We start from the raw sequence: 19,842 nt of genomic DNA on the forward strand, positions 1-19,842 counted from the left end.
AGCTGAGAATACATGAAGAACTATTAACAAAGTTGCAGCAAGGAGAAGCAATTACTTTAGCTGATAGCAACTATGTTTTAATTGAACTACCCACCTCGGCTATCCCTTTATACAGCTTAACGCTTGTATCACAGTTGATTCAATCAGGTTATAAACCAATTATTGCTCACCCTGAACGGAATAGTATCATTAAACAACAACCTGATAAATTAACCGCCTTTATTGATTTAGGTGTATATACACAATTAACTTGGAAAAGCCTCTCCTTCAATTCGAATTTTAAAAAAATCAGTAAAACACTTATTCGAAAAGAGTTGATTCATTTTATTGCAACAGATGCTCATGATACCACTCATCGGCCAATTAATAGTCTACAAATTAAGAAATGGTTTTTTACCAAACAAATGAAAGATCAAATAAATTATTTTGAAAAAAACGCTATTCAACTTCTAAAAAATGAGATGATTGAAACAAGTAACTCATGGTAAGTGGGAAAGGGTGTAACTGTTTTATTAAAGAAGGTTACGCTTATAAGCTATTTTTAAAAGACTGTTAATGACTTGATGGACATTAACACAAGGAGTGGTACTCGCTTTCGCTCCGTCCCATACTGTTCTCGTAAAGCGATAAATCCGCTACGATAACTGCACCCATACTGTCTTTGTAAGCTCATCTCTTCGCAACAATGTCAGTAACAAAAAAAGCCATTCCCGTAGGAATGGCTTTTCGAATATAACGGTGTTGCTTAACGTGAGTAAAACTCAACGATAAACGCTTCGTTAATTTCTGGGTGTAATTCAGAACGTTCTGGTAAGCGTACTAACGATCCAACGATTTTTTCAGCGTCGAAAGTTAAGTATTCAGCTACTGCTGGTGCCACTTCTAAAGACTCTTTAATAGAAGAGTTGTTAAGTGATTTTTCACGAACAGAGATAACTTGACCAGGATCTACTTGGTATGAAGGAATATCAACACGTTTACCATCGACTAAAATATGACCATGGTTTACTAATTGACGAGCTCCACGACGAGTACGAGCTAAACCTAAACGGTATACTACGTTATCTAAACGTTGCTCTAAAAGGATCATAAAGTTTTCACCTTGTTTACCTTGTAGTTTACCAGCACGTAAGAAAGTGTTGTGGTATTGACGTTCAGTTATACCGAACATGTGACGTAATTTTTGTTTTTCTTGTTGTTGTAAAGCGTATTCGCTTAATTTTGTACGTTGCGTAGGGCCATGTTGACCTGGAGCATACGGACGTTTTTCTAATTCTTTACCTGTTCCTAGAAGTGAAAGGCCTAAGCGGCGAGACAATTTCCAAGATGGACCTGTATAACGAGCCATTGAGAGACTCCTCCTTTGAATTTGTTTTAGCATAAAACAAATACGGATATGATTTACTACTAGCGGATTTCATCTTTACATACCTTCACCATGCAGCCGCAGGTTACACGATACACCTCGTTGTTAAAACGGGAATGAAATACTGACCTAGCAGCCACACATCAGCTGCACTATTTTACACAATGATTAGTATAACCCGAATGTAGTTGTTAAGTCAAGCTCTACAGTTTAAAGATATGTAACTACTTGCTCTAAATAGTGTTTGTCATGGTCAGAAAAACGCTTTTTAATCGGGGCATCAATATCTAAAACACCGATTAATTTGTTATCTTTAACAATAGGGATAACAATTTCAGATAAAGAAGCACTGTCACAGGCAATATGGCCGGGGAAAGCATTTACATCTGGAACGACGATACTTTCAAGACTTTCTGCTGCGGTGCCACACACGCCTTTTCCTAATGGGATATGGACACAGGCAACTTTACCTTGGAAGGGTCCTAATATAAGTTCATCTTGTTCATAAAGGTAAAAACCAACCCAGTTAATATCTTCAAGTGTTTCGTTTAGTAAAGCAGAGACGTTGCTCATGTTGGCGATTAAGTTGTTTTCGCCCATCAAGAGTGCCTCGGTTTGTTTGATTAAACGTTCGTATTGCTTTGAATCTGTCATTAAAAATCCCTCCTATAAATAAATATACGGTTAAAACATAACTATTAGTCTGAAAAAAACAGCTCTAACATTTTATTTTTTCACGTAATAGTGTTATTATAGACTATGTCTATGGACATTTGAAAATTAAAAAATCGAAAAAAATAATGGTATACATTAATGAAGCTAACGACAGGGGGATGACCATGTTTTTAAAAGTCTTAATCGTTTTTATCGTCATTGTAATTATCATCTTAGTGGTATTTTATATGATGAGACGTCGTGCGGATAAATTAATTGAAGCACTCGAAATTAGGAAAAAAGTATTATTCGATCGACCTGTCATTGATAAACTAAATTCAGTGAAAAAGATTGCACTTAGTGGTGAAACAAAAGAAGCGTTTGAGGGTGAACGTCAACGTTGGGAGCACTTAATCGATAAAAACTTGCCGAAAGTGGAGGAATTACTTCATGAAATGGAGCAAGATAATGAGATGTTTCGTATTACATCAGTGAAACCGACAGCGTTAGAAACTGAAAGATTATTAGATAGTATGGAAAAAGAAATTGATACTATTACAAAGAATCTTGATCGTTTAACTAAACATCATGCTGAGGTAGAACGTTCTTTAGAAGAAGCTGATGATAAGTTGATAGAATCACGTAAAGTATTACTAACACAAGCGTATACATTTGGTTCACAAATAGAACGACTTGAAAGTGAAGAGAAGCGTTTGCGTGAAGAAATTACACAAGCGAATGAACAATATAATATGGGTGATTTTCTTGAGTACTATCGTAATAAAGATACGATTGAAGCGCATATTACATCTTTGGAAACACAAATCAAAGAAATTCCACCACTCCTACAAAAATTAAATCATGAATTGCCTAATGAATTCGTTCAACTTTCACGTGGTTATAATGGTATGAAAGCGCAGGGCTATTCGCTTAACCTTATCAATTGTGATCAAGCGATTGAAAGTTTTAAAGAAGAACTTAAAGGTGTAGAATCATTGGTATCTTCTGGTGATAACCAAGAAGCGACTTTAGAAATTGAACGTATTACAGAGAAAGTTAACAGTCTTTATGATCAATTGGAAGCAGAAGCTGTGGCGCGACAATTTGTTGAAAATGAACAATTGGAGACAGAGCATCAATTGAAAATGGAGCAAGATGCTGTTGAGATGCTTTATTCTGAAGCAAAAACAGTTTCTGAAAAATATGAATTAAGTGAAGAAACAGCTGCTAAACCAGCGAGCATGCGCAAAAACTTAAAGCGTGCAGAACAAAACTATGAGCAGGCTAAAATTGCCTTTTCAGAAGGCACTGTTGATCACTCGAGTATCGCTGAATTGATTGTTGCTTTACAAGAAACAATTGCTGAAAATAAAGTATTGCAACAAGAATACAGTGAACAATTGAAAAAAATTCGCAAAGATGAATTAGCAGCTAAAGCAAAAGCTAACAGTTATATTGACCGTCTTTTAAAATTAGAAAGTTATATCCAACGCTGTCGTATACCCGGTGTGCCGACTGATTTAAAAGAATCAATCGAAGAGGCTTATATCAGTGTAGGTTCATTAAATGCTTCATTAGAAGAAACACCAATTAATGTAAGCGCGATGAACAGTTTGTGGAATGAGGCGGCAAACAGAGTAGACGGGGTTGAATCAGGTATTTATGAAATGGTTGAAAATGCTCGTCTAGTTGAAGGTGTTATTCAATATGCAAACCGCTACCGTTTTAAAAATCAAGAATTAGCGATGCAATTACAAGTTGCAGAAGGTTATTATGATGACGAACATGATTATAATAAAGCTTTAGAGATTGCTGCTAAAAGTTTAGAAAAAGTTGAAGCAGGTGCAGTTAAACGTGTTGAAGAACAACTTGCAAATACAAATTATCATTATTAAAAGATTGATATTTTAGTTGAAGTCGTATAAAATTAGTTGGTAATTTAAAGACTGATATGGTTGTGTTTTAGAAAGATAAGTAGAATGAAGGTGCCAGATAAAACAGAGTGTTTATCTGACATCAGATTGTATACAAAGTCTCGAAAACTGTTTTTTCTTTGAAGATGATTTAAGCGACTTTGACTATGATATGAGAAGGCTGGATAGAAATGCTGTTATAGTAGGAACGACGAGCGCGTGACGGTGCGCGTACTTATAGTACGTAATCCCGAGCAAGCAAGGAGTGACGACCTTGAACAGCTTTTATCTACAGTCTGGTGCCAGATAAAACATAGTGTTTATCTGGCATTGTTGTGTAAAGAAAGGTGATAGAAATGATTTATTTGGACAATAGTGCAACAACGCAACCTTATCCTGAAGTTGTGAAAGCTTATGGGCAGGTCGCGACACAATATTTTGCTAATCCATCATCGTTACATGGATTAGGTGGTAAAGTTGAAAAGCTTTATCGAGAATCAAAAAAACAAATGGCACAACTGTTAGCAGTTGATGAAAATGAATTAATCATGACAGCTAGTGGGACCGAAAGTAATAATATGGCAATTAAAAGTATTGCTTGGACATTCCAAAATCGTGGGAAGCATTTGATTACAACTAAAATGGAACACCCTTCTGTTTTGAATACAATGGCATTTTTAGAAAAAAATGGTTTTGAAGTTACCTATTTGCCAGTTGATAAAACAGGACATGTTGCAGTAGCTGATGTTGAGGCGAGTATACGTCCAGATACAATTTTAGTATCGATTATGCATGTTAATAATGAAATTGGAAGTATTCAGCCGATTGCAGAAATTGGAAAGGTGTTAAAACAATATGATCATGTGTTGTTTCATGTCGATGCGGTACAGTCATTATCAAAAGTGCCACTTAATATTAAAGAAATGGGCATTGATTTATTAAGTGCCTCAGCACACAAGTTTCACGGCCTGCGTGGAGCGGGACTACTTTATAAGTCAGGTTATCTTCGAATTGAGCCACTATTGCATGGTGGTGGACAAGAGGCCGGTTTTAGAAGCAGTACAGAAAATGTTGCCGCTGTAGTTGCAATGGCAAAAGCAATGCGTATGGAAATGGAACGTATGAAAACAGAAGTTTCGCAACTAGCTGCATTAAAGAACGATTTTATTGCCTGGTTAACAGAAATATCTGGCGTAACAGTTTATTCATCAACAGAAGGTGCACCACATATTTGTTGTTTTAGTGTTCAGAAACAAAAAGGTGAAGTTTTTGTACATGCGCTAGAAGCAGAAGAGATTTATATTTCAACAACCAGTGCATGTTCATCAAAATCTCCAACAAGTGATGGCACGTTAATGGCGATGAAAATTCCAAACAAAGAAGCGAAAGGCGCAGTTCGTTTTAGTTTTAACTACGATACAAGCGCTTCTGAGATGGTAAAAGTTAAACAAGCAATAACACGTGTCATCAAAAATTTAAATGAAGTGGTGAAATAAATGATAGAATATGATCGTATTTTGGTTCGTTATGGCGAGCTTTCAACAAAAGGAAATAACCGTAAAGTGTTTGTACGACGCTTAGCAAGTAGTGTCCATCAATTATTAAAAGATGTACCAGAAGTGAAGATTAATGCAGAGCGAGATCGTTTGTTTATTACATTGAATGGTGCCGATCATCAATTAATAATGGAACGATTACATTTGGTGTTTGGGATTCAAAGTTATAGTCCCGTAATCAAGGTAGAACAAGATATCGAACAAATCAAAGAGATGGCAGTTGCGTTATTGCAACGTCATTATAAAGAAGGACAATCGTTTAAAGTACGAACTAAACGCGCGGATAAAGAATTTCCTTTCGATACGAATGATGTTAATTTAATGGTCGGAGATGCGATTATGGATGCGTATAACGATGATATTGCCGTTCGTATGAAAAATCCTGATATTGAAATTACAGTTGAAATTCGTAAAGAGGGTGTCTATATCTCATCTGAAACAGTCATGGGACAAGGTGGTATGCCTGTTAGTTCTGCTGGAAAAGCTATGTTGATGCTGTCAGGTGGGATTGATAGTCCAGTTGCAGGTTATTTAGCAATGCGTCGTGGTGTTGAAATTGAAGCTGTTCATTTTTATAGCCCTCCGTATACAAGTGAACGCGCTAAACAAAAAGCAATTGATTTAACGCAAAAACTAACGCGTTATACAGGGGATATTAAAATTCATTTGGTACCTTTTACAAAAATTCAAGAAACAATTAAACAACGTATTCCTGAAGGTTATATTATGACGTCTACTCGTCGTTTTATGATGCGTATAACAGATGAAATTCGCCGTCAAAATGATGGATTAGCAATTGTTAATGGTGAATCATTAGGTCAAGTTGCTTCACAAACAATGATGAGTATGCTAGCGATTAATGATGTGACAAGTACACCGATACTACGTCCGTTAATTACAATGGATAAAAATGATATTATTAAAATTGCTGAAGAAATTGATACATTTGAGTTATCGATTCAGCCGTTTGAAGATTGCTGTACAATCTTTACTCCTAAGCAACCAAAAACACAACCTCGCTTAGACAAGGTAGAACGCTTTGAATCAAAAGTTGATTTTGATACGTTAATGGCAGAAGCAATTGCTAATGTTGAAACGATTACTGTCTCAATTGAAGCCAATAGTGCGACTTCTGAAGAATTTGAAGGCTTACTATAGGCAAAATAAATGCAATTAGGGTGTAATACCTCGTATAATAAGGATGTAGCAATTAAAAGAAGAGAGGATGATGTTCAACATGACAACATTTAAAGGCGGAGAAGTAACATTACTCGGAAACAAATTAAAAGTAGGTGACAAAGCACCAGACTTCAGCGTTTTAGATAACGGATTAGAAGAAAAAACACTTGCTGATTATAAAGGTAAAGTTAAATTAATCGCAGCTGTTCCTTCTGTAGATACAAGCGTCTGCTCACAAGAGAGTCGTCGTTTTAACGTTGATGGTGGTAGCTTAGAAAATACAGTTGTTTTGACAATATCAAACGATTTACCATTTGCACAAAAAAGATGGTGTGCAGCAGAAGGTTTACCTAATGCAGTAACATTATCTGATCATAAAGAACTTTCATTTGGATTGGCATATGGCGTAGTGATTGAAGAATTACGCTTATTAAGTCGAGCAGTATTTGTTATCAATGCAAATGATGAAATTGTTTATGTTGAATATTTAGATGAAGTTACAAATCATCCTAACTATGAAGCAGCAATCGAAGCGGCTAAAAACGCATAAATATTTCGAATTAATTTCTCAGTACTCTGCAGCAATTGTTGTTGCAGTACTGAGTTTTTTTGTTTGTTAAGGCTAGTATATAAGAGTTTTTATTTTTGATTTAGAAAGACTTGCATAAAATCAGCGGTAACCATAGAAACATTATACGATTTCTGCTATTATAATGAATGAAGTCGATTCGTATTAATTATACGCAAACGTGTCTATAAAAAGAAACATTTAGAAATTGTTGGGCAAAAATTCGCTTGTATCACTTGCGGATAGTGCTTATTGTCGTTACAATAATGAAATGTGCAGAAGATTGTAGAAGTAGGAGAGGTGCACCAGTATGTCAAAGGATATTCAGTTTGAAGAATTGTTCGAACAACTAGATCAAGCAATAGAACCGTTGAAAAAAGCAGAGGGTATTACTTATTTGGAGGCTGTTTATCAGACAGCAGAAAATATTTTCGAACATAAAGTTCTGCAAGAAAATATGAATCCAGAACTTTCTCAAAAGTTATTAGAACAATATAACAATATTCAATTGGAAGAAGTTCCAGCTGAAGTAATTCGTCGTGCTTACCAACTTGTATTGTTGAAGGGTTTACGTGAGGATGAAATCCAAACAAATCATCAAATGACGCCAGATTCAATTGGGTTTATTATGGGTTATTTGGTTGATAAATTCACAGCCAATACAAAGGATGTTACAATATTTGATCCTGCAGTGGGTACGGGTAACTTGTTGATGACGGTTCATAATCAAATGAAAGAGCGCGAGTCAATTTCTATGACCGGTGTCGAAGTTGATGATTTACTCGTTTCACTTTCTTATGCAGGGGCGAATTTACAACACACACCTATGCGATTGATTCACCAAGACGGTTTAAGTAACTTATTAATTGATCCTGTGGATGCGGTAGTGAGTGATTTGCCGATTGGGTATTATCCGAATGATGAGGGAGCAAAAAACTTTGAATTACGTCAAGATGAAGGTCACTCGTTTGCTCACTTGTTATTCGTTGAACAAGCTTTCAATTATTTGAAAAGTGGTGGACATGCAGTCTTACTTCTCCCGTCTAACATTTTAGCTGGTGAAGTTGGCAAGCAGTTAAACGCTTATGTTCAACAAAATGGCTCTTTAGAGATGGTGTTACAATTACCAGACTCACTTTTCAAACAAAAAGAAGCAGTTAAAAGTATCGTAGTATTCCGTAAAAAAAGTGAAGAAGTACAGCCCGCAAAAGATGTCCTTATTTCACAATTGCCTAACTTATCAGATGCAAAAAAAATGTTAGCAATTATAAAAAAATTAGAAGAATGGTTTAAAAACAACTAAAAAAGAATGGAAGAGGTAATTTAAAAATGCAAAAAATTATGGCAGTCAACGCAGGTAGTTCATCATTAAAATTTCAATTATTTGAAATGCCAAGTGAAACAGTATTAGCTAAAGGATTAATTGAACGTATTGGATTAAAAGATTCAGTAATTTCAATTAAAACTAAAGAAGGTAAAAAGCATGAACAAACGTTAGATCTTGCAGATCATGACCAAGCAGTAAAAATGATTCTTGAATTCTTAATCTCACTTGATGTTGTTAAGAGCCTTGATGAAATTACAGGAACTGGTCACCGTGTTGTACATGGTGGTGAAACATTTGCTAGCTCAGCGCTTGTAACTGAAGAAGTTCTCAAAGAAATTGATAAGTTAGCTGCATTTGCACCATTGCATAACAAGGCTAATGCAACAGGTATTCGTTCTTTCCAAGAAGCAATTCCAACAGCAACAACTGTTGCCGTTTTTGATACTGCATTCCACCAAACAATGCCAGAAACATCATTCTTATACAGTATTCCTTTCCGTTACTATAAGGAACATGGTATTCGTAAATATGGTTTCCACGGTACAAGCCATAACTATATCTCTAAAGAAACAGCAACATTCATGAAACAAGATGTAAAAGATTTACGTATTATTTCTTGTCACATTGGTAATGGTGCAAGTATTTGTGCGATTAAAGATGGTAAATCGTTAGATACTTCAATGGGCTTTACGCCGTTAGAAGGTTTAACAATGGGAACTCGTTCAGGTAACTTGGATCCAGCAGTTGTTCCATACTTAATGGAAAAAGAAAACCTTACAGCTGCAGAAGTTATTGACGTGTTTAATAAACAATCAGGCTTACTAGGTATTTCTGAACTTTCTAGTGATTTACGTGATGTAACAACTGCTGCACAAGAGGGCGTTCATCAATCAGAATTAGCTTTATCAATCTTTATCAAACGTATTAAAGAAACAATTGGCGCTTATGCAGTAGAAATGGGTGGCGTTGATGCTATCGTATTCACAGCAGGTGTTGGTGAAAATAGTGCTGTTGTAAGAAGTGGCGCAATCGAAGGTCTTGGTTTCATGGGAGTTGAATTAGATGAAGCGTTGAACCAATCTAATGAAAACCGTGATTCAGCACGTTCAATCAGTACGGATGCTTCTAAAGTTCAAGTATTAATTATCCCAACTGACGAAGAAGTAGAAATCGCTCGTGATGTTGTGACTGTTCAAAATGAAAAATAATTAAACAATATTTCTCCTAACGATAGTGATATCGTTAGGATTTTTTTATAAAAAAACACAACATAATGACATTTATGTCAACATGTTGTGCTTTTTGGGATATACAACTGTTTTATTAAATATTAAACAGTTTCTACGTCTGGAGCTGTGCCTCTTACAATTAAAACATCACATGGTGCATGACGAATAACGTACTCAGTAACACTTCCGACAAGTAAACGCTCAACAGCGTTTAAACCGGTTGCACCACACATAATGAGGTCAGCTTTGAATTTCTTAGCAATTTCACGTGAAATAACAGTTTTTGGTGAACCGTATTCAATGAAAATTTCTACATTTTCAAGGCCCTCTTTAATAGCAGATTCTTTATATTCTGTTAAGAGTGTTTCAGCATATTCTGTTGCTTTGTCTGTCATCGCTCCATCATATGAAGTAACTGCTGAAAAAGCACGTGTATCAATTGCATGTACGAGACCTAATGTTGCATTATTTCTTTTAGCAACAGCAGTTGCTTCTTTAAAAGCTTGTTCTGATGCTTTTGATCCATCAATAGCTACTAAGATTCGTTCGTAAGATAATGTCATGGTGGTTTCCCCCTTAATTAGTTAAACTATCTTTCACTTGTATTATACCCCTTTTCAAGTAAAATAGCATATTTGTTAAAAAAATCAGATGAATTTTTTTATGTAATCATTGTTTGTAGTAAACAAAATTAATTGTTTTGTTTTTATGGATTATTATTGGAAAAAAGACGGAGTGTATCCAAGTAATAAAAAAAGCCCCCTATCAATGTAATAGGAGGACTGAGCAATTTATTTAATTACTTTTTGTTTGCGTATTAATGACGACTCTTTTGGGTTAGGAATCATTCCGTTCAATAACTGACGAAATTCATCATTGTTACGCGCTAAAATAACATCTTTCTTAGTGTTATTAGTATAAATCATACTTAGCACTTCCTTTCTTTGATATACAACAGGTCTGACTAAATTCGAATTCGAATGAAGGCGGGTTCGAAATCAAAGTTCCGTATTAATCAGCTGTATATGTATTATACCCGAAATTATAAAAAAGTAAACCCCTAATTTAAAATAGAATGCTTTTTAATTTATTTTTTTATGAAATTAAATGTTTTAAAGACTGTCACAGTCAGTAATATCATTAGTAATTGACCAAATAAGAAAGCTATAAATAAAGTAATAATAATTTTAGAGATAATAAAAAAGTCACACAAAATGATGTGTGACTACTAAATAAAAGTTATTTTTTAGCCTTATCAACACATTGGCCAATGGCATCGATAACAGCATAACGAAAATTATGTTTTTCTAATGTTTTAACAGCTTCAATTGTTGTACCACCTGGAGAACACACTTGATCTTTTAATTCGCCAGGATGTAACTGTGTTGTTTGCATTAATTTTGCGCTGCCAATAATTGTTTGGACAGCCATCTCATAAGCTTGGGCACGTGGTAAGCCCTTTGCAACTGCACCATCTGCTAAAGCTTCGATAAATATATCAACAAGGGCAGGTGATGAACCCGCGAGTGCTGAAGCTGTATCCATTAATCGTTCTTCGATCACAACTGTCTTGCCCAACGCATTAAAGAATGCTTGTACAGAGGTCAGTTCGTTCGGTGAAATATTCCCATTAGGAATGATACTTGTCATACCAGCTCCAACGGCAACTGGCGTATTCGGCATAGTCCGAATAAGTTTGATTGTTGATGAGAGTTGTTCTTCATACCAATCGATTGTTAAACTTACTGCCATTGTGACTATCAATGTGTTAGGACGTGCAGCTAGCGTTTCTTTAATTTCTGCTAATAAAGCAGGCATTATGACTGGTTTAACACCAATAAATAAGATATCTGCATGTTTTGCAACTTCGATGTTACTTAAAAGGGTACCGCCAATCTCTGCTTGTAGTTTAGCTGTACGAGGGCCAGAGCCACCAGACATTATTAAATTGTTAGGACTAATGATATTTTTTGAAATTAAACCTCTTGCAATTGCGCCTCCCATGTTACCAACGCCAATAAAACCAATCGTTTGCATCGACTCACACCTTCCTTAAACTCATCTTCTTTTCATTACTTTACACGTTTAAAGCGGGATTGTCTAGCAGTTGAAATTGCTGGTAATTAATAGAAAAACATGCAAAAAAACTAAAAAAAAGATAGAATAGAAATAGTAAGAAAGGATGGTAATAATGGAACCAGTTTTATCAGTCAAACATATTAGAAAAATCTACGGTAAGAATGATGCGCTTTATACAGCAATTAATGGTATTTCATTTGATATCCCAAAAGGTGAATTTGTAGGAATTATGGGGCCATCCGGAGCAGGGAAAACATCGCTTCTTAATATATTATCGACAATTGATGAAGCCTCTAGTGGTGAGGTTTTTGTTGATGGCGTAGACCTTTTAAATTTAACAGAAAAGAAAATGGCGCAATTTCGTAAAGAAAAATTGGGTTTTATTTTTCAAGAATATAACTTAATTGAAACGTTAACAATCAAAGAAAATATTATTTTGCCCTTAACGATACTTAAATTTAATAAAAGTGAAATAGAACGACGTTATCAAAAAACGATTGAAGCGTTTCATATCGAAGATACTTCTGAACGCTTACCCTCACAAATATCGGGAGGACAGCGTCAACGAGCGGCAGCAGCACGTGCTTTTATTTCCTCCCCAGCAATATTATTTGCAGATGAACCTACGGGTGCGCTGGATTCAAATGCATCGACAGAATTTTTACAACTTTTGGCTCAAAGAAATAAGGTTGAAAAAACAACGATTTTAATGGTGACACATGATGCTTATGCGGCTAGTTATTGTGAGCGCATATTGTTTATAAAAGACGGTACTATCTTTACAGAATTATACAAAGGTAAGCGCACACGACAAGCCTTTTTGAAGAGTATTTTAGATGTACTAGCTGTAATAGGAGGAGCAAAAGATGATTTTTCAACTGGCCTTACGTAATATTAAGCGCAGTTTTGGTGTGTACCGTGTTTATTTAACATCGCTTATTTTTGCAACAGCCATCTATTTTATCTTTTCAAATCTAAAATATAATCGCCAGCTTTTAAATAATCTTGATAATGCCAATTATATTCAGTTAGGTTTTAATATGTCGGCTGTCGTACTATTTTTTGTAATGGCTATTTTCATTTTCTTTTCTAGTAACTACTTCCTAAGAGAGCGAAAAAAAGAAATCGGCACTTATTTTTTATTAGGAATGAGAAGATATCAAGTACGTGCGACATTATTTATTGAAACATTTACGATGAGCTTGATTGCCTTGTGTAGCGGTTTGTTATGTGGGGTTTTCTTTTCAAAATTAGCGACGATGATTCTATTTAAATTTGTGGGTTTTGATAAAGCATCTGGGTTTTCTTTTTCTTATCCAGCTTTAATTGAAACAGTGGTTGTGTTTACAAGTTTAATTTTTTTAACAGCAGTAACGGGAATGTATCGTGTGAAAAATTTTCCCATCATTAACTTGATTCAACCGAAGGAAAAGAAATACAAGCCTTACTTGACCGTTTTGTTTAGTACGATTGGTTTGGTACTTATTTTATTTGGCTATTCGATTGCTTGTTTGTTTGATGCCGAAGGAGAAAAGATTTTAAACATCTCTCTATTTTTATGGATTCCATTGGTTACCCTATTGGTTTGTGTAGGCACATACTTTGTTATTCAATCGCTTTTTCCATTACTATTGACCGTATTAGCAACACTGAAAATTTATGTTTACCGCGGAACAAACATGATTTGGATTGAGCAGTTACGTTCTAGAATGCACTCACAAGTTATAATGATAACAACAATAACGATATTAAGTGCAGTGACAATGACCGCCTTTTGTATTGTGAATAGTTTGTTTTATAAAACAACAATTGATGTGAGAAATAATCCGATGATTAATTATCAATTGTTAAATGGAAATCCCAAAATGTACGATGAAGCACTTGCGAAAGTAGATCAAAGAAAACTCGATTTCAAAATACATACCAGCTTTTTAACAGGAGATATAGAAGTACCTAAAATGGTTAATAACCCTTATAATATACGTGTTATACCATGGGAAGATTATCATAAAATTGCTCGTAAATTTAATTTTAGACCAAGTGAAAAAATATTAGGCAATGAGAGTATCTTTTTGTATAGCAAAAATAATGAAGGGATAAATTTTTCTGCTAATCAAAAAAGTGTGGTATATAAAATTGGCAATGAAAAAGTTCATTTGAAAACGACTGAAATTAGGGAGAAAGAGAATGTTTTTAGTCCTTATAATAGTATACTGGTGGTAAGTAATCAGCTTTACTATGAACTCTCGCAAAAAACAAAGGCAACACCGGTATATTATATTAATTTGAAGCCGTTTACGGATAGTCGTGAATTGGTGACACAAATGAATGAAGTTGTTAGCCACTATCATGGGGCGAGTGTCATATCTATCGAAGAAGATAAAAATTGGTCTAAATTGACTTTCGGAATGATTTTGTATATTGGTTTGTTTTTATCATTGGTTTTTATTGTAACAACTGGAACTATCATTTATTTCAAGCAAATAATTGATGCGACTAAGGATATTCAAACCTATAAAATACTCTATAAAATGGGCGTATCTTATGAAGAAATGCGTATGATTGTAGCTAAACAATTAGGCTTTATCTTTATTGTGCCACTTTTTATAGCAATGAGTCATTGTTTATTTGCACTGTTTGCATATTTTAAATTGTTAGGTTTTCAATTTGATATTTCCATTGTATTTAGCTTAAGCATTTATGCAGTGATATACTTATGCTACTATGTAATGGCTGTTTATCATTATTTAAAAATTGTCTGTCCACCAGAAATGAGAACAAACATATAAAAGATAGGAGGGTAATAATGAAAGTATACATTGTAGAAGATGATCCAATTATTTTAGAATCGATGAAACAAAATTTAATGCGCTGGGGACTAGAAGTTCACACCGTGATTGATTTTGAAAATGTAAAAAAAGAATTTTTAGATATCGAACCACACTTTGTGATTTTAGATGTTACATTGCCTAAATTTGATGGTTTTTATTGGTGTCGACAAATTCGAGATATTTCAAATGTCCCTATTATATTTATATCCTCACGTGATTCTCAAATGGATCAAATCATGGGAATGAATATGGGAGCTGATTACTATATTGAAAAACCAGTTGATATGGATATTTTAATGGCGCGGGTGAATGCATTGTTAAGAAGGGTTTATTCATATAAGGATTTAGAACAACCAACTGTGATGGAACAAGAGGGCCTCTTTTTACATATTGATACAAACGTTGTTAGTTATGAGAACAATAAAATAGACTTAACTAAAAATGAATTTTTGATATTGTATACTTTGATGCAAAATCAAACTAAAATTGTATCTCGTGATGAAATTATGAGAGTGTTATGGGAAGATGAAAGTTTTGTTGATGATAATACATTGACGGTAAACATTGTACGTTTGCGTAAAAAGTTAACTGAAATTGGAATACATGATCGTATACAAACAAAGAAAGGTCAAGGTTACATTTTGAAATAAAAGGTGGCGTAACAGTATGACTATTTTACAATATTTAAAAGAAAAAAAATCATTTTTAGCCTATGCTACTGTTTTGTTTGTGTTTATTTTGGTATTTTTGTTAACACAACCAGGGAATATTATGCGGTTGGGTGATTATCATTATCTTATGTTCATTTATTTGTGTTTAACATTATTCTACTTAGTTGTTGATTATCTAAAAATGAATCGTTTTTGGCGACAAATAAATGAAGTCTTAACAACAAATGAAACGTTAGATAATATTGCAGCCTTGCCTAAAGGACATTCGACACAACAAAAAATGTTTATGCGTTCTTTTAGACAACAAGTGAAGAACTATCATCGTTATGTCTCGAAATCAATTGATAAAGATAAAGAGAAGCAAAATTATGCACTTTATTGGGCACACGAAATTAAAACGCCTATCATCGCAAGTAAAATGATTTTAAAAGATAATAAGGCAGTATTGCCAGAAAAAGTTTATCAACAGTTGCTTTCTGAAATGAATGAAGTGGATCGATTAACCATGCAGTCACTCTATTTTTCTCGATTAGATTCATTTGAAATCGATTATTTAATTACAGAAATTAATGCTGAACGTATTGTTAAAGATGCTATCAAACGTCAGGCAACAGCCTTTATAAATAAGCGTATCAAATTAAATATAAATGTCCCTGAAATTTGGATTAGATCAGATTCGAAATGGTTAAGTTATGTATGTGATCAAATTATTTCAAACGCAGTTAAATACACACCTCAAGGTGGAGAAGTATCTTGCTGTTTGGAGGCAGATGGACGACAGGCTAAATTGATGATAAGCGATACAGGTCCTGGTATTCCTATCGAAGACCACCAGCGTGTGTTTGAAAAAGGCTATACAGGGATTCAAGGGCGAAACACTTATAAGTCAACAGGTATGGGGCTTTATCTCGCTAAGGAAATGTCGAAAAAATTAGGTCATGTGCTTTCGTTAGAATCAATTGAAGGTGTGGGTACGACAGTAAGTATTATTTTTGAAACAAAAGAACAGTACTTTATGCCTGAAAATGAGAAGGTTTATTGAACGCTCAATAATAAGAAACAGCAATCGTCACTAAATGTGAGATTGCTGTTTTTTTAATAGTTATGTTTTTCTAAATTACGAATCGCTGACACCACAAGTTGAGGCGTTACTTCTCCTGGTAGGAAATGAATGCTTTCACCAGGTTCGCATGCTCTATTTGCAATAATAAGCAACTCGTTGTCGGTTAAATGATTGAGATTTAAATCTGCTAAACAACGCGGTAAGTTGAAAGTGTTATAAAAAGTGGAAAGACGATCGATTTCATCCCATTTACCTTCCATTGCTAATTGAACAAGAACGCCATAGGCTACTTTTACGCCATGTAAGAACTGATGTGTTTCTGCTCGCAAAGTAAGTGCATCGTGGATTGGATGGGCAGCTGCGGTGCGACCGTACTCGTCTCCAAAACCACCAACAAGGCCACCAGCCATTATATTGGTTTCCATCACTTTGATCCAAGTGGAGGTAGGCTGTTTATTACGCATATCTTCAACAGCTTTTTCACCTAAAGCAAGGGGGATATCATGACAAATCTGTGCGGCATAACGACAAAAATCAAGCGCTAAACTTGGTTCGTTAATTTGCGATAATATCGCATCAGCTTCGTACCATTTTGCAAGTGTATCAGCAATGCCAGCGATAAAAAAGGGAATGGGAGAATTAATAATCACTCGTGGTTCAATCAATAATAGCGATATCTGCTGAGGATAGACCTCAAAACCAGTTGAATTACCACTAGGTGTATAAAGAACACTGAGCGGTGTCCAAGCAGCACAGTTGCTCGCCATTGTAGGCAGTAGAATAACTGGGAGTGCACCAGAACGGTAAGCCGCAGCCTTAGCCGTATCCATAATTTTGCCCCCACCCAATCCGATGATTGCATCAGCTTGTTCAGATGCACATAAACTAACCAAGCGTTGTATTTCTTCTTCTGAACATTCCCCATTAAATGCGATGGGTATAATAACAATATCATCAAATACTGGAAGAAATGGTTGAGCTACAGCCATTGATTTTGTGCCGTGCACTAAAATAGCTTTTTTTATAAAACGTTCAGCTAATTTTTCTGGGAGTGTGTCGTAGGCACCTTCTCTACAAAGATACTCTTGTGGTGCCGGTCTTGGATTTAGATTCATTAACATTTTAGTTAGCCACCTCAATATCTACATTAAAATAAGAAATCAAAAAATCTTTAAACAGTTGTTCACTCGGCGATAATCGTCGTTGTAATGTATAGCCAATACCAACGGTACGTGAGAGTGCAGGATTGGTTATATCAATAATGTGAGAATCTTTTGGGTTGTTATCAGCTAAAATAATTTCAGGCAAGATGGCAACGCCTAAACCAGCTTCGACTAAGCCGTTGATTGTATGTAGGTCAGCACTTTGGAAAATTATTTCAGGTTGGAAACCAACACTCTCACAAGCAGATGTAATATCAGTGAATAATGAAAAAGTTTCAGGAAAAAAAATGAATTTTTCATTTTTTAAATCAACCAGGTTTACTTGTTTTTTTTGAGCTAAGTGGTGATTGTTTGGAATGACAAGTTTTAATTTCTCATTAAAAAAAGTGAAAGTATCAATGAAGTTTGATTTTATCGGTAAAGGAGAAAAAAATGTTAAATCTAAATTGCCACTCAATAAATTTTCGTTGAGTTCTTTATTAGAACCTTCCACAAATTCATAATTAATATTCGGATATTTTTCACGAAATGATGAGATGAGTGTAGGTAATAAATTTGTTGCTAACGAAGTAGGAAAGCCAATTTTAACAGTACCAATTTCAGGATTAGCATATTCTGAAACGATATTCTCAGCTTTCTTAAGTTCATTTAATGCAATTTTCACTTGTGATAGATAGAGGTTTCCAATTTTAGAAAGATGTAGATTGCGGCCCATGCGATTAAATAACTCAACACCAAGCTCATCCTCTAGATTTGTAATTTGACGACTGATGGCTGATTGAGCGACGTGTAGTTGTTCAGAAGCCTTTGTCATATGTTCGTGTTTTGCTACTTCGACAAAGTACAATAGTTGCCGTAATTCCAAAAAAATCCCCCCATTTAAAATCGATTAATTATATACATGCTATCGCAAAATGGGATAACTTACTAGCTTTTTTTTATAAATTTTTTATTTAGTTAGAATTTTCAAACATTTTAACTGGGTAATAAAAATATAAGCAGTATTACTTATACTTGAAACGAGGTGAGATGACATTTAATAAAATAATGCAATATTTGAGTCTTTCTGTCATAATGAAGTAGAAGAATTGAGTAAAGAAAGGTTGTTATTTTTAAATGGATCAAACAAACTGGCCGTCAGAATGGCAAGATAAATGGAAAGCGTTAGGATATAACGAACCTACAGAAATACAAATAAAAAGTTACGAACCATTAATGACAGGAACTGATGTTGTAGCACAAGCTCCTACAGGAACTGGTAAAACATTGGCTTATGCTTTAGGGCACTTGAGTCGTGTTACTAATGAGAAAAAATGCCAATGGCTTATTCTTGCACCTTCGCAAGAACTTGTTGTCCAAATTGCAGATGTTATTCGTCCATTTTTAATTAATGGTGTAACAATGACAACTTTGGGTGGAGGCGCAAACATTAAGCGTCAATTAGAGAAATTAAAGAAAAAACCACAGGTACTTGTTGGAACTCCAGGTCGCGTGGAAGAATTAATCAAACAAAAAAAATTAAAAATGCATGAAATAAAATATATTACCATTGATGAAGCGGATGTTTTACTGACAGAAGAACATGAAGAAACAACACGTTTTATTTGTCAATCAGCAAATAGAGATCGTCAAATCAGTTTGTTTTCTGCGACAACTTCAGAGCGATTGGATAACTTTTTCGATAAAGTTGAAAGTAGTCAACAAATTGAAGTGGTAGCAGGCGAAGCTAAAATGCCTACCACAATTGATCATATCTATATTCAAGTTAATCCACGTGATAAGGTAAAAACACTTTATCGTTTGGCGCAAGTAGAAAACATGCGAGCAATCGTGTTTGTAAATACAATTGGTCGTTTAAACACTGTATATGAAAAATTAAACCACGATGGTGTTAAAATTTCTGCATTACATGGCGATTTATCCAAATTACAACGTCAAGAATCAGTTCGTGATTTTAAAAAGGGTGAAACTTCTTTATTATTAGCAACTGATGTTGCTGCTCGAGGGATTGATTTACCGAATTTACCAGCAATTATTCAATTTGATATGGCGCAAAGTTTGACGCAATATGTTCATCGCAGTGGCCGTACTGGTCGAATGGGCGAACAAGGTGCGGCAATTAGTCTTGTGACTGACCGAGAAGCGCGCGAATTGAAACAGATGGTAAAAGAAAATGATGTTAAAATGATTGAGCAAATTGTTAAATTTGGACATCTAATTGACCCTCAAAAAACGAAATAAGG

19 protein-coding genes are annotated in these 19,842 nt (G+C 34.8%); 12 read left to right on the forward strand and 7 right to left on the reverse strand.

Going from position 1 to position 19,842, the window contains the following annotated elements:
- On the forward strand, positions 1-488 hold a 488-nt coding region (locus IKV95_RS02175), incomplete at its 5' end, for a CpsB/CapC family capsule biosynthesis tyrosine phosphatase (protein WP_353734604.1).
- A gap of 257 nt (positions 489-745) precedes the next feature.
- Here IKV95_RS02175 and rpsD read toward each other — a convergent pair.
- Both rpsD and IKV95_RS02185 read right to left on the reverse strand, forming a co-directional pair.
- Entirely contained in the window at positions 746-1,348 is a 603-nt protein-coding gene (gene rpsD, locus IKV95_RS02180) for a 30S ribosomal protein S4 (protein ID WP_029090574.1), read from the reverse strand.
- Between the two features lie 228 nt (positions 1,349-1,576).
- A complete protein-coding gene (locus IKV95_RS02185) occupies positions 1,577-2,020 on the reverse strand; it encodes a GAF domain-containing protein (protein ID WP_029090573.1) in 444 nt (147 codons plus the stop codon).
- A gap of 185 nt (positions 2,021-2,205) precedes the next feature.
- On the opposite strand from IKV95_RS02185, the gene IKV95_RS02190 reads away from it, so the two are divergent.
- The 6 genes from IKV95_RS02190 to IKV95_RS02215 all read left to right on the forward strand — a co-directional run bounded on the left by IKV95_RS02190 (position 2,206) and on the right by IKV95_RS02215 (position 9,771).
- Complete coding sequence (locus IKV95_RS02190) at positions 2,206-3,915, forward strand: septation ring formation regulator EzrA (RefSeq protein ID WP_029090572.1); 1,710 nt, start codon at positions 2,206-2,208, stop codon at positions 3,913-3,915.
- Positions 3,916-4,289: 374 nt separating this feature from the next.
- Positions 4,290-5,429: a cysteine desulfurase family protein gene (locus tag IKV95_RS02195; RefSeq protein ID WP_119904757.1), complete on the forward strand. Its 1,140-nt coding sequence runs from the start codon at positions 4,290-4,292 to the stop codon at positions 5,427-5,429.
- A 3-nt stretch (positions 5,430-5,432) separates the two neighbouring features.
- Positions 5,433-6,647 carry a tRNA uracil 4-sulfurtransferase ThiI gene (thiI, locus tag IKV95_RS02200; RefSeq protein ID WP_029090570.1) on the forward strand — a complete coding sequence of 405 codons (1,215 nt, stop codon included), beginning with the start codon at positions 5,433-5,435 and terminating at the stop codon, positions 6,645-6,647.
- Between the two features lie 79 nt (positions 6,648-6,726).
- The gene (tpx, locus tag IKV95_RS02205) at positions 6,727-7,218 is read left to right on the forward strand and encodes a thiol peroxidase (RefSeq protein ID WP_029090569.1); all 492 of its coding nucleotides are present in this window, start codon (positions 6,727-6,729) and stop codon (positions 7,216-7,218) included.
- A 328-nt stretch (positions 7,219-7,546) separates the two neighbouring features.
- Positions 7,547-8,539 (forward strand): class I SAM-dependent methyltransferase, encoded by a 993-nt coding sequence (locus tag IKV95_RS02210; RefSeq protein ID WP_069136647.1) that lies wholly within the window; start codon positions 7,547-7,549, stop codon positions 8,537-8,539.
- 26 nt (positions 8,540-8,565) lie between these two features.
- Complete coding sequence (locus tag IKV95_RS02215) at positions 8,566-9,771, forward strand: acetate/propionate family kinase (protein WP_069119219.1); 1,206 nt, start codon at positions 8,566-8,568, stop codon at positions 9,769-9,771.
- A 122-nt stretch (positions 9,772-9,893) separates the two neighbouring features.
- Here IKV95_RS02215 and IKV95_RS02220 read toward each other — a convergent pair whose 3' ends face one another.
- The 3 genes from IKV95_RS02220 to proC all read right to left on the reverse strand — a co-directional run bounded on the left by IKV95_RS02220 (position 9,894) and on the right by proC (position 11,829).
- On the reverse strand, positions 9,894-10,355 hold the full coding sequence (locus IKV95_RS02220) for a universal stress protein (protein ID WP_069119221.1): 462 nt from the start codon (positions 10,353-10,355) through the stop codon (positions 9,894-9,896).
- Positions 10,356-10,583: 228 nt separating this feature from the next.
- Positions 10,584-10,718, reverse strand: a complete 135-nt coding sequence (locus IKV95_RS02225) for a hypothetical protein (RefSeq protein ID WP_256084907.1) — start codon at positions 10,716-10,718, stop codon at positions 10,584-10,586.
- Positions 10,719-11,031: 313 nt separating this feature from the next.
- Entirely contained in the window at positions 11,032-11,829 is a 798-nt protein-coding gene (gene proC, locus IKV95_RS02230) for a pyrroline-5-carboxylate reductase (protein ID WP_069119223.1), read from the reverse strand.
- Positions 11,830-11,983: 154 nt separating this feature from the next.
- Here proC and IKV95_RS02235 point away from each other — a divergent pair, with 154 nt between their 5' ends.
- From IKV95_RS02235 to IKV95_RS02250, 4 genes are read left to right on the forward strand one after another with little or no spacing between them, the layout of a single operon-like run.
- Positions 11,984-12,763, forward strand: coding sequence for an ABC transporter ATP-binding protein (locus IKV95_RS02235; protein ID WP_029090564.1), 780 nt, complete (start codon positions 11,984-11,986; stop codon positions 12,761-12,763).
- The gene (locus IKV95_RS02240; RefSeq protein ID WP_287451375.1) at positions 12,738-14,660 is read left to right on the forward strand and encodes an FtsX-like permease family protein; all 1,923 of its coding nucleotides are present in this window, start codon (positions 12,738-12,740) and stop codon (positions 14,658-14,660) included. The genes IKV95_RS02235 and IKV95_RS02240 overlap by 26 nt, the downstream gene beginning before the upstream one ends.
- Positions 14,661-14,677: 17 nt before the next feature.
- The gene (locus tag IKV95_RS02245) at positions 14,678-15,352 is read left to right on the forward strand and encodes a response regulator transcription factor (protein ID WP_036026733.1); all 675 of its coding nucleotides are present in this window, start codon (positions 14,678-14,680) and stop codon (positions 15,350-15,352) included.
- Between the two features lie 16 nt (positions 15,353-15,368).
- Positions 15,369-16,415 (forward strand): sensor histidine kinase, encoded by a 1,047-nt coding sequence (locus IKV95_RS02250; RefSeq protein WP_029090561.1) that lies wholly within the window; start codon positions 15,369-15,371, stop codon positions 16,413-16,415.
- Positions 16,416-16,468: 53 nt separating this feature from the next.
- Here the strand turns inward: IKV95_RS02250 and IKV95_RS02255 are convergent, their stop codons facing one another.
- Together IKV95_RS02255 and gltC are read right to left on the reverse strand one after the other, a co-directional pair.
- On the reverse strand, positions 16,469-17,557 hold the full coding sequence (locus IKV95_RS02255; protein WP_069126626.1) for an iron-containing alcohol dehydrogenase family protein: 1,089 nt from the start codon (positions 17,555-17,557) through the stop codon (positions 16,469-16,471).
- A gap of 1 nt (position 17,558) precedes the next feature.
- Entirely contained in the window at positions 17,559-18,464 is a 906-nt protein-coding gene (gene gltC / locus IKV95_RS02260) for a glutamate biosynthesis transcriptional regulator GltC (protein WP_029090560.1), read from the reverse strand.
- Between the two features lie 251 nt (positions 18,465-18,715).
- On the opposite strand from gltC, the gene IKV95_RS02265 reads away from it, so the two are divergent.
- Positions 18,716-19,840, forward strand: a complete 1,125-nt coding sequence (locus tag IKV95_RS02265; RefSeq protein WP_029090559.1) for a DEAD/DEAH box helicase — start codon at positions 18,716-18,718, stop codon at positions 19,838-19,840.
- Positions 19,841-19,842: the final 2 nt, after the last annotated feature.

Origin of the sequence: Brochothrix sp., assembly GCF_017549435.1 — a bacterium.
GTDB lineage: Bacteria > Bacillota > Bacilli > Lactobacillales > Listeriaceae > Brochothrix > Brochothrix thermosphacta.

Excerpts from the sequence above, each read along its gene's own strand:
- IKV95_RS02210 (WP_069136647.1), top strand. The coding sequence starts at position 7,547 with ATGTCAAAGGATATTCAGTTTGAAGAATTGTTCGAACAACTAGATCAA.
- IKV95_RS02255 (WP_069126626.1), bottom strand. The coding sequence starts at position 17,557 with ATGTTAATGAATCTAAATCCAAGACCGGCACCACAAGAGTATCTTTGT.
- IKV95_RS02215 (WP_069119219.1), top strand. The coding sequence starts at position 8,566 with ATGCAAAAAATTATGGCAGTCAACGCAGGTAGTTCATCATTAAAATTT.
- IKV95_RS02195 (WP_119904757.1), top strand. The coding sequence starts at position 4,290 with ATGATTTATTTGGACAATAGTGCAACAACGCAACCTTATCCTGAAGTT.
- proC (WP_069119223.1), bottom strand. The coding sequence starts at position 11,829 with ATGCAAACGATTGGTTTTATTGGCGTTGGTAACATGGGAGGCGCAATT.
- IKV95_RS02185 (WP_029090573.1), bottom strand. The coding sequence starts at position 2,020 with ATGACAGATTCAAAGCAATACGAACGTTTAATCAAACAAACCGAGGCA.
- IKV95_RS02240 (WP_287451375.1), top strand. The coding sequence starts at position 12,738 with ATGATTTTTCAACTGGCCTTACGTAATATTAAGCGCAGTTTTGGTGTG.
- IKV95_RS02245 (WP_036026733.1), top strand. The coding sequence starts at position 14,678 with ATGAAAGTATACATTGTAGAAGATGATCCAATTATTTTAGAATCGATG.
- rpsD (WP_029090574.1), bottom strand. The coding sequence starts at position 1,348 with ATGGCTCGTTATACAGGTCCATCTTGGAAATTGTCTCGCCGCTTAGGC.
- tpx (WP_029090569.1), top strand. The coding sequence starts at position 6,727 with ATGACAACATTTAAAGGCGGAGAAGTAACATTACTCGGAAACAAATTA.
- IKV95_RS02235 (WP_029090564.1), top strand. The coding sequence starts at position 11,984 with ATGGAACCAGTTTTATCAGTCAAACATATTAGAAAAATCTACGGTAAG.
- IKV95_RS02225 (WP_256084907.1), bottom strand. The coding sequence starts at position 10,718 with ATGATTTATACTAATAACACTAAGAAAGATGTTATTTTAGCGCGTAAC.
- IKV95_RS02265 (WP_029090559.1), top strand. The coding sequence starts at position 18,716 with ATGGATCAAACAAACTGGCCGTCAGAATGGCAAGATAAATGGAAAGCG.
- IKV95_RS02250 (WP_029090561.1), top strand. The coding sequence starts at position 15,369 with ATGACTATTTTACAATATTTAAAAGAAAAAAAATCATTTTTAGCCTAT.
- IKV95_RS02220 (WP_069119221.1), bottom strand. The coding sequence starts at position 10,355 with ATGACATTATCTTACGAACGAATCTTAGTAGCTATTGATGGATCAAAA.
- IKV95_RS02190 (WP_029090572.1), top strand. The coding sequence starts at position 2,206 with ATGTTTTTAAAAGTCTTAATCGTTTTTATCGTCATTGTAATTATCATC.